Raw genomic sequence first — 10,428 nt, forward strand, 5'->3', positions numbered from 1 at the left:
AAAAACTATTCGCTATTCGCTACTGGCTATTCGCTCCAAAAAAGAGGAACACCACCATGTTTGATTTGACCGGCCGCAAGGCATTGGTGACGGGCGCAACCGGCGGCCTCGGCGAAGAGATCGCCCGCATGCTGCACAAGCAGGGCGCCGTGGTCGGCCTGCACGGCACGCGTGTCGAAAAGCTGGAGGCGCTGGCCGCCGAACTCGGTGACCGCGTCAAGATTTTCCCGGCCAACCTTTCCGACCGCGCCGAGGTAAAGGCGCTCGGCGAGAAGGCCGAAGCCGAACTCGGCGGGGTCGACATTCTCGTCAACAATGCCGGTATCACCAAGGACGGCCTCTTCGTGCGGATGAGCGACGAGGATTGGGATTCGGTACTCGAGGTGAACCTGACGGCGGTCTTCCGCCTGACCCGCGAACTCACCCATCCGATGATGCGCCGCCGCCATGGCCGCATCATCAACATCACCTCCGTCGTCGGCGTTACCGGCAATCCGGGCCAGGCGAACTACTGCGCCTCCAAGGCCGGCATGATCGGCTTTTCCAAATCGCTGGCACAGGAGATCGCCACCCGCAACGTGACTGTCAACTGCGTCGCACCGGGCTTCATCGAGAGCGCCATGACCGGCAAGCTCAACGACAAGCAGAAGGAAGCGATCCTCGGCGCGATCCCGATGAAGCGCATGGGTGCGGGTTCGGACATCGCCGCGGCGGTGCTTTATCTCGCTTCCGACGAGGCGGGTTACGTCACGGGCCAGACGATCCATGTCAACGGCGGCATGGCGATGATCTGAGCCGAGCCGGGAAGGTTCCAAAATTCCGTTGCAATCGGTTGTTGGCGGCGGTGGAATGGAACAAATTCTGGCTTTGCGGAACAGTCAAACCGTGTTAAGCGGGCCATGACTGTGAGAAGTCACCCTGAAATGCAGGCCTTCATATTGCGTGAGCAAGACATGATTGGAGCCTGACGAGGGGCGAACAGGTTTGCCGGCATCGGCCTTGCGAAGGCGGCGATTGCAGGCTTTAACAGGATGCGGATGCCAAGCGGGCATCCGATAAGACAAAGGTCGAGGAAACCGACATGAGCGATATCGCAGAACGCGTGAAGAAAATTGTTATTGACCATCTCGGCGTCGATGCCGACAAGGTTGTTGAAGGCGCAAGCTTCATCGACGATCTTGGCGCAGACTCGCTCGACACCGTCGAACTGGTCATGGCTTTCGAGGAAGAATTCGGCGTCGAAATCCCGGATGACGCTGCTGATTCCATTCTGACCGTCGGCGATGCCGTGAAGTTCATCGAGAAGGCCCAGGCCTGATCGATCCGATAGACTAGGGATAAAGCCGCAAGGCAAATCCCGACAACGGCCCGCTCGCACGGGCCGTTTCAGCAACTGGGGGCTTGCCCCTGGAACATGAAAATTCAGGGTGGAACGCTGGCGATGAGACGTGTCGTTATCACCGGTACCGGCATGGTATCTCCTCTTGGGTGCGGAACGGAAGTGAGCTGGCAGCGGTTGCTTGCCAGCCAGAACGCTGCCCGTCTCGTGACCGAGTTCGAAGTCGAGGATCTTCCCGCCAAGGTCGCTTGTCGTATTCCGACAGGTGATGGCTCCGATGGCACCTTCAATCCCGACGACTGGATGGAGCCGAAGGAACAGCGCAAGGTCGATCCCTTCATCATTTACGGCATGGCTGCCGCCGACATGGCGCTCAAAGATGCCGGCTGGCATCCTCAGACGGACGAAGATCAGATCGCCACGGGCGTGTTGATCGGTTCCGGCATCGGCGGCCTCGAAGGCATCGTGGAAGCCGGCTACACGCTGCGCGACAAGGGCCCGCGCCGTATTTCGCCCTTCTTCATCCCCGGCCGCCTGATCAACCTCGTCTCCGGCCAGGTGTCGATCCGCCACAAGCTGCGCGGCCCGAACCATGCCGTCGTCACGGCCTGTTCGACCGGCGCACATGCGATCGGCGACGCGGCCCGGCTGATCATGCTCGGCGATGCCGACGTGATGGTCGCAGGCGGCGCGGAATCACCGATCTGCCGCATTTCGCTCGCGGGTTTCGCGGCCTGCAAGGCGCTGTCCACCCAGCATAACGACGATCCTGAGAAGGCCTCGCGCCCTTATGATCGTGACCGTGACGGGTTCGTCATGGGCGAGGGCGCCGGCATCGTCGTCCTGGAAGAGCTGGAACATGCCAAGGCGCGCGGCGCCAAGATCTATGCCGAAATCGTCGGTTACGGGCTTTCCGGCGACGCTTTCCATATCACCGCGCCGTCGGAAGACGGCGACGGGGCCTATCGCTGCATGACCTCGGCCCTGAAGCGGGCCGGTATTTCGGCATCGGACGTGGATTACATCAATGCCCACGGCACGTCGACCATGGCCGACACGATCGAGCTTGGCGCGGTCGAGCGGCTCGTCGGCAATGCGGCGTCGAAGATCTCCATGTCATCCACGAAATCGGCGATCGGCCACCTTCTGGGGGCTGCCGGCGCCGTCGAGGCGATCTTCTCGACGCTGGCGATCCGCGACAATATCGCGCCGCCGACGCTCAACCTCGACAATCCCGATGTCGAGACGGCGATCGACCTCGTGCCGCACAAGGCGCGCAAGCGCGAGATCAATGTGGCGCTGTCGAATTCCTTCGGCTTTGGTGGCACGAACGCCTCCCTCGTGCTGCGCCGTTACGACGCGTAGTCGAAGCGCTGCTTTTAATGCGGCTGGACTTTCGGGTCCGGCTCGTATCATCTTCTGGACCTGTTTTTTGCCGCATTGCTTGGCCAAACAGCGGTCGAACGTGTTTGAGTCTCTTGGGGGGCGCGGTTGAGCGATACGAATCATGTCAATGAACAGCCTCCCGGCAATGGCAGGGGGCCGATCATTCCGAAATCGCCGAATGAAGCCCTGAAGCCGGAGCGCGTGCCCGAGCCGCCGCGCCGGTCCAAGAAGGCGCGCAGCCAGCTCGTCATTTTTTTGAATTTCGTGATGACGATGGTGGTGGTCATCTGCGTGGCTGCAGTCGCCGGCTTCTACTACATGATTTCGGCCTTCCAGGAGCCCGGCCCGCTGGAGGCGAACACGCATTTCATGGTTCGTCCCGGCGCAGGTTTGGCCGAGATCGCCACCAATCTCGAGCGCAACGGCATCGTCTCCGATGCCCGCATCTTCCGCTACGTAACGGCCACCTATCTGCGCAGTGGCGAGACGCTGAAGGCAGGCGAATACGAGATCAAGGCGCATGCGTCCATGAAGGACATCATGGGCGTCCTGGAATCGGGCAAGTCGATCCTTTATTCCGTCGTGCTGCCGGAGGGCCTGACGGTCCGGCAGATGATGCTGCGGCTGGCGGAAGATCCGGTGCTGGAAGGCGATCTGCCGGCCGAACTGCCGCCGGAGGGCAGCCTGCGCCCCGATACCTACAAGTTCTCGCGCGGCAGCAAGCGGGCCGATATCATCCAGCAGATGCGCGTGGCGCAAGAGAAGATGATCGACCAGATCTGGGAAAAGCGCGATCTGGACCTGCCGATCAAGACGAAAGAAGAGTTCGTCGTGCTCGCCTCGATCGTCGAGAAGGAGACGGGCAAGGAAGACGAGCGCGCTCATGTCGCATCCGTTTTCATCAATCGGCTGCAGAAGGGCATGCGCCTGCAATCGGACCCGACCATCGTCTACGGACTTTTCGGCGGCGAAGGGAAGCCGTCCGACCGGCCGATCTTCAAGTCGGACCTCGCCAAGCCGACGCCCTATAATACCTACCAGATCAAGGGCCTTCCGCCGACGCCGATTTCCAATCCCGGCCGTGCTGCGTTGGAAGCAGTCGCCAACCCCTGGCGCACCAACGACCTTTATTTCGTAGCCGACGGCACCGGCGGCCATGTCTTCGCTGCGACGCTGGAGGAACACAATGCCAATGTCCGTCGTTGGCGAAAGGTGGAAGCCGAGCGCGCGGCCAACCCCGACATCGCCGTGGACGGCCAGCCGGACGGCGAGGAAGCGGAAAAGCCGCCGAAGAGCAACTGACCGCTTGTTTTCAGGCCGCAGATCGTGGCCTGAGCATTATCTGGAGACGTCAATGACCTTGCAGTCCATGACTGGGTTTGCTCGCAGCGAAGGATCGAGCGGGCGCAACCGCTTTGCATGGGAACTGCGCTCCGTGAATGGCAAAGGCCTGGATATCCGGCTCCGCCTGCCGCCGGGCCTCGAACGGCTGGAGCCGGAGGTGCGCCGGCTGATCTCGGAAAAATTCTCCCGCGGCAATCTGCAGGCGTCCCTCAACCTGACCATCGCCGAAACCCAGCTGGAGGCGGCGCTGAACCGCGATGCATTGGCGGCAGTGCTGGCATTGCGCGAGGAACTCGGCGATCTCATCGATCCGTCGCCCTTGAAACTCGACACGCTGCTCGGCATCCGCGGGCTAGTCGACATCAGGGAGCCGGAAGAGGGTGAGGAGGCACTTGCTGCCCGTGACGCCGCGATCCTCGCCGGCCTCGACGAGGCGATCGGTCGTCTTGCGCGCATGCGCGGGGGGGAAGGGGCGGTCCTCGCCGACGTGCTGAAGGGACATGTCGCCCGGATTGCGGAACTGACCAGGGCCGTGGAAGCCGATCCTTCCCGCACGCCGGAAGAGATCGCCAAGCGGCTTTCCACGCAGCTTTCGGCACTTCTGCAGGAGGCGCCGACGCTCGACCGCGACCGGCTGCATGCGGAAGCGGCTCTTCTCGCTACCAAGGCAGATCTGCGTGAGGAAATCGACCGGCTGAAGGCGCATGTCGCCGCGGCCGGCGAACTCATCGACAAGGGCGGGCCGGTGGGGCGCAGGCTCGATTTTCTTGCACAGGAATTTAACCGGGAATCGAATACGATCTGTTCCAAATCGAATTCTGCTGCTGTAACCGCAGCCGGTATCGAGTTGAAAGTCGTCATCGACCAGTTCCGTGAACAGGTCCAGAATCTGGAGTAGGCCATGAGCCCGGCACCGTCGTCCAAGGGCAAGCCATCCTCGCCCGTGAAGATCGCCCGGCGCGGGCTGATGCTCGTCCTTTCGTCGCCCTCCGGCGCCGGCAAGTCGACGATTGCCCGCAACCTGCTCGAATCCGACTCGACTCTCGGCATTTCCGTCAGCGTCACGACGCGCCAGCGCCGCCCGAGCGAGATCGCCGGCAAGCATTACCACTTTATCAGCACCCGGGAGTTCGAGCGGTTGAGGGATTCCGATGCGCTGCTCGAATGGGCCGAGGTGCACGGCAATTTTTATGGCACGCCGCGAGAGCCGGTCGAGGCCGCCATGGCGGAAGGCCGCGACATGCTGTTCGACATCGATTGGCAGGGAGCACGCCAGCTCCAGGAGAAGATGAAAGCGGATGTCGTATCGATCTTCGTGCTGCCGCCGACCATGACGGAGTTGCAGTCGCGCCTGCACCGCCGCGCCGAAGACACCGAGGAGGTGATCCGCACGCGGCTCCTGAATTCGCGCGCCGAGATCGAGCACTGGCGGGAATACGATTACGTCATCGTCAATGACGATCTCGACAATGCCTTCCACGCGGTGAGCAACATCATCGGTGCCGAACGCATCCGCCGCGACCGCCGCCATGGCCTGTTCGACTTCGTGCAGGGGCTTTTAATGGAAGAACCGGAGTTATGAGATTGTCGCCGCCAGGGCTTGCCGGGTCTTGATTGAGGGCTGGCTGCCGTCGCCCATGATGCGCGCCAGAAAGAAGATCATACGTGGAAAATAGTCCTTCAACCATGAAGGCGGCCGCATGGATGATGGCCTCCATCGCACTACTTCTGCTCATGGCCGTTTCGGGTCGTGCCATAACGCGTGAAGTCGATGTTTTCCAGGTCATGGAGATGCGCTCCATCATCGCCTTTTTCATGCTGTTGCCGCTCGTCTATCGCGAAGGTGGCTTCAGGGCCATGCGAACCAGCATTCTGCCAAGTCATATTGGCCGCAACGTTGCCCACTACATCGGCCAATTCGCGTGGCTGATGGGGTTGACAATGATCCCGATGGCGCAAGTCATCGCCATTGAGTTTACCGCGCCGATCTGGGCGGCTTTGATGGCTGCAGCGTTCCTTGGCGAGAAGCTGACCTGGCGCAAGGGCGTCGCTATTCTGTTTGGGCTGGGTGGCGTCGTATTGATCGTGCGACCGGGTGCTGCACCGCTCAACCCAGGCCATCTGATCGTGCTGGGAGCAGCCTTTGTATTCGCGATATCCTTCATTGCCACCAAGATCCTGACGCTTTCGGACAGCCCAACGAAGATCATCTTCTGGATGCTCATCATTCAATCAGTCGTCGGATTTATCCCGGCACTGGAAGTCTGGGTATGGCCATCCGCAGCAATCTGGCCGTGGATCTTTCTGATAGCGTTTTCAGGTACGTTCGCGCATTTTTGCATGGCCAAAGCATTGACCCACGCTGAAGCGACAGTGGCGATGCCGATGGATTATCTGCGTGTGCCGTTGTCGGCGCTATTGGGCTATCTGTTGTATGCCGAGGCGATCGACGGCCTTACCGCAATCGGTGCTGGATTGATTCTTGCCGGCAACCTTTTCAACCTGCGCAGACCGAACGCAAACCGGATACAGGCCACGCCGACCTGAAACACATCGCCTGCCTGTATCCCCCGGAGGCAGGAGGCTGGCCGGCGGATTGACCGGCCGCGCGGCTTGCTTGCCGCCATTGGAAATTTCGGCTCACCGCTCCATCGCACCCTTTCCTGCAAGGATGTGATTGCGGAATTTGGCAATGCGCGAAATTCGCGTTTCGGACTTCTTCACCGAGCTGAGATTGATCGCATAGCTTTTCTGCCGCCCCGGCGTCAGGTTGTGAAAGGCCTCTGCAAGTTCGGGATCGGAATCCAGAGCCTCGACCAGTTCGTCAGGCAGTTCGATATCGCCTTGTTCTTTTGGCGGTTTGATGCCCGCCTCCGCATAGCCCATCGCCTCGTTCAGATAGGACAGGATGACCGGCTCCATCTTCGCCACCTGTGCGTTGTCGACAAAGCGGATCATGTCGGGGTGCCGGGTATTCGGCCCCTGTTTTTCAAGCACGCCTTCGGGGTCTTTCATCAGCGCTGCGTTAAAGAAACTGAGGCGAAAATCGCCGCGGAAGGCACCGAAGATCACGATATTGCGACCTTCATGCATGTAACACGGATGCCCCCATTTCACCGTCTCGACGAGGCCTGAACTGAGACAGATCCGGCGAAGTTCACTCAGTCCATGGGCCCATTGCCGCGTCGAGCAATCCGGTGTCGCAAAGCGTTCGCAGCGTCCGCATCCCTTCGTAAAGAAGTCTTCGATTTCAGTGATCATTTCCCTTGCCCAATATCCCTTCGTAACTTTGGCCGCTTCAAGCATCTCAAGCCGATGCGTTAGCCTGCTGGCCGGAAGCGGAATACCGGCGAACTCCGTGACACGCCGAAGCCATCCGCCGCTGGCGGGTGGCTTGGCGGTAAGCTACGAAGTCGTGGCCTCAGAGGCAATTCGCCAGCCGCACGAACTCTTCCACGGATAATGTTTCCGCCCGTCTCGACGGGTCGATGCCCGCCTTGACGAGCAGGGACTCGCCGCCGAGCGGTTTAAGGCTCTGGCGCAGCATTTTCCGCCGCTGGCCGAAGGCGGCTTGCGTCACCCGTTCCAGCTTGCCCACGTCGCAGGGCAGAGGATTCTGCCTTGGCGTCAGATGTACGACGGTCGATGTCACCTTCGGTGGCGGGCTAAATGCCTGCGGCGGCACGTCGAAGACCATGCGCGCCTCCGTCCGCCAGCCGGCGAGCACGCCGAGGCGACCGTAGTGGTCGTCGTCCTCGTCGGCGACGATCCTGAGCCCCACTTCCCTCTGGAACATCAGCGTCAGACTTTCCCAGAAGGGCGGCCATTGCCCGTTTTCCGGAAGCAGCCAGTTGAGGAGAAGCTGTGTGCCGACATTGTAGGGCAGGTTGGCGATGATCTTCACCGGCCCTTCGGGCGCGAGCGCCGCGAAATCGGTCTTCAGCGCGTCGCCTTCGATGACCTCCAGCCGGCCGGGATAGTGGTCGCCGATCTCGGCGAGTGCCGGCAGACAGCGGCTGTCACGCTCGATCGCGATGACCTTCTTCGCGCCGAGCGACAGGATCGCGCGGGTCAGCCCGCCGGGGCCGGGGCCGACCTCGAAGACGGTGACGCCGTCGAGCGGTCCGGCGCTGCGGGCGATCTTCTGGGTGAGGTTGAGGTCGAACAGAAAATTCTGGCCGAGCGCCTTCCTGGCGTCGAGCCCGTAACGCTGGATGACGTCACGCAGCGGCGGCAGGCCATCGAGTGTAGCCATCAGGCGGAGGCTTTCGAAGCGAGATCACCGGCGAGCTTGAGCGCCTCGACAAGGCTGGTCTCGCGGGCAATGCCCTGGCCGGCAATGCCGAAGGCGGTGCCGTGATCCGGTGAGGTGCGGATGAAGGGCAGTCCGAGCGTCACGTTGACGGACGTGTCGAAGCCGAGCGCCTTGGCCGGGATGAGCGCCTGGTCGTGATACATGCAGATCGCCACGTCGTAACGGGCGCGCGCCTCGTCGTGGAACATGGTGTCGGCCGGCAGCGGCCCGAAGACGTGGATGCCCTCGGCGCGCAGCTTGAAGACCGCCGGATGGATGACCTCCTGGTCCTCGCGCCCGATCGCTCCGTCCTCGCCCGCATGCGGGTTGAGCCCCGCGACGGCAAGCCGCGGCCTCTCTATGCCGAAGCGTGTCCTGAGATCGTGATCGGCGATCCGGCAGGTCTCTTCGATCAGCGTCTGGGTGAGCACCGTCGGCACGTCCTTGATCGGGATGTGGATCGTGACTGGAATGGCCCTGAGCTTCGGCCCGGCCAGCATCATCACCGGCATCGTTTTTTTACCGGTCGCTTTTTCGGCAAGATCGGCCAGGAACTCCGTGTGTCCCGGGAAACCGAACCCTGCCTGATAGAGGATCGACTTGGCGATCGGATTGGTGACGGTGCCGGCAGCCTTGCCTTCGAAGCAGAGGGATACCGCCTTTTCGATCGCGTCGATCGTGCCTTTTGCAGTCGCCACATGCGGTTCGCCGGCTGCAACCTCCGCGCCGGCCGGGATGGGCAGGACGGGGAGCGCATCCTGAAAGATGGAGATGGCTCTCTCGGTATCCGCTTCCCGGATCGGCACGTCGAGGCCAAGCAGCGCGGCGCGCGATTTCAGGACCGCCGGATCGCCGAGGAAAAGGAATGGCGGCAGGCTGTGCCGTTCGCGCGAAACCCAGGCGGCAAGCGTGATGTCGGGGCCGATGCCGGCAGGATCGCCCTGGGTCAGCGCCAAAGGGCGGTCGAGCGGACGATCAAGCGGCATGGGCACTCCGGTTGTCAGCGGTATTCGATCTGCGCCTTGCCGCGCAGTTCGTCGAGATACTTCTTGTCGTTGGGGTTCTGCCCTTCCTTCTGCGCCTTGGTGAGGTCTTCGGCTCTGAAGACCACTTCAGCCGCGAAGTCGTCGGAAACCTGGCGCTGGTTGCAGATGGCGAGGAACTCGACACCGCGCTCGGTGACGCGAGTGGCCGTGGTTCCGCCGGAAGCCTTCTCGACCAGCGGCTTCCATTCCGCCGGAAGTTCGGGGGCGAGGATGCGGCCGAGATCGCGAACGGAAACGTCCAGCATCGTTGCTGCGAACTGCTTGGACTGTTCACAGCCCGGGAACTTGGAGCGGGAGGCGTTGGCTTCCTTCTGGCGTTTGCCGAGGATGGCATTGCGCTTGGCCGGCGGCACGACGAAGATGATCTGCTTCAGGAAATATTCCGTCGTCACCGGCTTTTCCTTGTTCTCCATCATGCGTGTGACGAGTTCCTGGCTCGACATGCGGCCGCGGCCGCTGCCATAGCGGGCGTTGACAAGGCGCGGCCAGCTCATCTGCACGGCGATGTAGTTCTTGAAATGCTCCACCCCGACGCCGGCCCGATCAAGGATCTGGCCCATCTGTTGCGCGTTCATCTTGTTGCTGGCGGCGAAGCGCTCGAAGGCCTTGTCGACGTCGTCGGTGCTGACCGACATTCTCATCCGGGCGACCTCCTGGCGCTTCAGGATTTCCTCGACCATCGCCTCCCGGGCCGTCTTGGTGTCGGCCTTCTGGCGCTGCAGCCGAAGGAAGGCTGCGCGGCGAGCGACATCGGTGCTGGTGATCGGCGTTCTATTGACGACCGCTGCAATCTCGCTGGCGGCCTGGGCCTGTTGGACGACCGGCTGAACGACGACGGAGGCGGCCAGTACGGCCACGGCCAGCGCCAGCCTGCGCGTTGCGGTCATTGCAAACATGATACCAATTCCTTTCCCGCCCCGGTCGGCACTCTGCCCGACCGGCCTCGTTCTCATACTATATTTGCGCCCGCTTGCACAATTCTTGCGGCGAAACAATGACGCCGATCAGTCCGGACCCGG

Annotated in this window: 11 protein-coding genes; 7 read left to right on the forward strand and 4 right to left on the reverse strand. The window is 61.8% G+C overall.

Annotation, left to right across the window (positions count from 1 at the left end; genetic code table 11):
• Positions 1 to 56: 56 nt before the first annotated feature.
• From fabG to QEO92_RS04990, 7 genes are all read left to right on the forward strand, one after another.
• Complete coding sequence (gene fabG, locus QEO92_RS04960) at positions 57 to 794, forward strand: 3-oxoacyl-[acyl-carrier-protein] reductase (protein ID WP_037150525.1); 738 nt, start codon at positions 57 to 59, stop codon at positions 792 to 794.
• Positions 795 to 1,081: 287 nt separating this feature from the next.
• Entirely contained in the window at positions 1,082 to 1,318 is a 237-nt protein-coding gene (locus QEO92_RS04965; RefSeq protein ID WP_003502080.1) for an acyl carrier protein, read from the forward strand.
• A gap of 123 nt (positions 1,319 to 1,441) precedes the next feature.
• A complete protein-coding gene (fabF, locus tag QEO92_RS04970) occupies positions 1,442 to 2,704 on the forward strand; it encodes a beta-ketoacyl-ACP synthase II (RefSeq protein WP_227702363.1) in 1,263 nt (420 codons plus the stop codon).
• 126 nt (positions 2,705 to 2,830) lie between these two features.
• Entirely contained in the window at positions 2,831 to 4,027 is a 1,197-nt protein-coding gene (gene mltG / locus QEO92_RS04975) for an endolytic transglycosylase MltG (RefSeq protein WP_227702364.1), read from the forward strand.
• Between the two features lie 52 nt (positions 4,028 to 4,079).
• Positions 4,080 to 4,967, forward strand: a complete 888-nt coding sequence (locus tag QEO92_RS04980) for a YicC/YloC family endoribonuclease (protein WP_227702365.1) — start codon at positions 4,080 to 4,082, stop codon at positions 4,965 to 4,967.
• A 3-nt stretch (positions 4,968 to 4,970) separates the two neighbouring features.
• Positions 4,971 to 5,651: a guanylate kinase gene (gene gmk, locus QEO92_RS04985; RefSeq protein ID WP_037150532.1), complete on the forward strand. Its 681-nt coding sequence runs from the start codon at positions 4,971 to 4,973 to the stop codon at positions 5,649 to 5,651.
• Positions 5,652 to 5,773: 122 nt separating this feature from the next.
• Entirely contained in the window at positions 5,774 to 6,616 is an 843-nt protein-coding gene (locus tag QEO92_RS04990) for a DMT family transporter (protein WP_265105776.1), read from the forward strand.
• Positions 6,617 to 6,709: 93 nt separating this feature from the next.
• Here QEO92_RS04990 and QEO92_RS04995 read toward each other — a convergent pair whose 3' ends face one another.
• From QEO92_RS04995 to QEO92_RS05010, 4 genes are all read right to left on the reverse strand, one after another.
• A complete protein-coding gene (locus tag QEO92_RS04995) occupies positions 6,710 to 7,330 on the reverse strand; it encodes a YdeI/OmpD-associated family protein (protein ID WP_227702367.1) in 621 nt (206 codons plus the stop codon).
• 160 nt (positions 7,331 to 7,490) lie between these two features.
• Positions 7,491 to 8,324, reverse strand: a complete 834-nt coding sequence (gene rsmA / locus QEO92_RS05000) for a 16S rRNA (adenine(1518)-N(6)/adenine(1519)-N(6))-dimethyltransferase RsmA (protein WP_227702368.1) — start codon at positions 8,322 to 8,324, stop codon at positions 7,491 to 7,493.
• A complete protein-coding gene (pdxA, locus tag QEO92_RS05005; RefSeq protein ID WP_037150544.1) occupies positions 8,324 to 9,349 on the reverse strand; it encodes a 4-hydroxythreonine-4-phosphate dehydrogenase PdxA in 1,026 nt (341 codons plus the stop codon). Before pdxA ends, rsmA begins: the two co-directional genes overlap by 1 nt.
• 14 nt (positions 9,350 to 9,363) lie before the next feature.
• Positions 9,364 to 10,305 carry a SurA N-terminal domain-containing protein gene (locus QEO92_RS05010; protein ID WP_152601115.1) on the reverse strand — a complete coding sequence of 314 codons (942 nt, stop codon included), beginning with the start codon at positions 10,303 to 10,305 and terminating at the stop codon, positions 9,364 to 9,366.
• Positions 10,306 to 10,428 lie beyond the last annotated feature (123 nt).

It is taken from the genome of Neorhizobium petrolearium (assembly GCF_029854435.1).
GTDB lineage: Bacteria > Pseudomonadota > Alphaproteobacteria > Rhizobiales > Rhizobiaceae > Neorhizobium > Neorhizobium petrolearium.

Coding starts and splice junctions, on each gene's coding strand:
- fabG (WP_037150525.1), top strand. CDS start 57: ATGTTTGATTTGACCGGCCGCAAGGCATTGGTGACGGGCGCAACCGGC.
- QEO92_RS04965 (WP_003502080.1), top strand. CDS start 1,082: ATGAGCGATATCGCAGAACGCGTGAAGAAAATTGTTATTGACCATCTC.
- fabF (WP_227702363.1), top strand. CDS start 1,442: ATGAGACGTGTCGTTATCACCGGTACCGGCATGGTATCTCCTCTTGGG.
- QEO92_RS04980 (WP_227702365.1), top strand. CDS start 4,080: ATGACCTTGCAGTCCATGACTGGGTTTGCTCGCAGCGAAGGATCGAGC.
- gmk (WP_037150532.1), top strand. CDS start 4,971: ATGAGCCCGGCACCGTCGTCCAAGGGCAAGCCATCCTCGCCCGTGAAG.
- QEO92_RS04990 (WP_265105776.1), top strand. CDS start 5,774: ATGATGGCCTCCATCGCACTACTTCTGCTCATGGCCGTTTCGGGTCGT.
- QEO92_RS04995 (WP_227702367.1), bottom strand. CDS start 7,330: ATGATCACTGAAATCGAAGACTTCTTTACGAAGGGATGCGGACGCTGC.
- rsmA (WP_227702368.1), bottom strand. CDS start 8,324: ATGGCTACACTCGATGGCCTGCCGCCGCTGCGTGACGTCATCCAGCGT.
- pdxA (WP_037150544.1), bottom strand. CDS start 9,349: ATGCCGCTTGATCGTCCGCTCGACCGCCCTTTGGCGCTGACCCAGGGC.
- QEO92_RS05010 (WP_152601115.1), bottom strand. CDS start 10,305: ATGTTTGCAATGACCGCAACGCGCAGGCTGGCGCTGGCCGTGGCCGTA.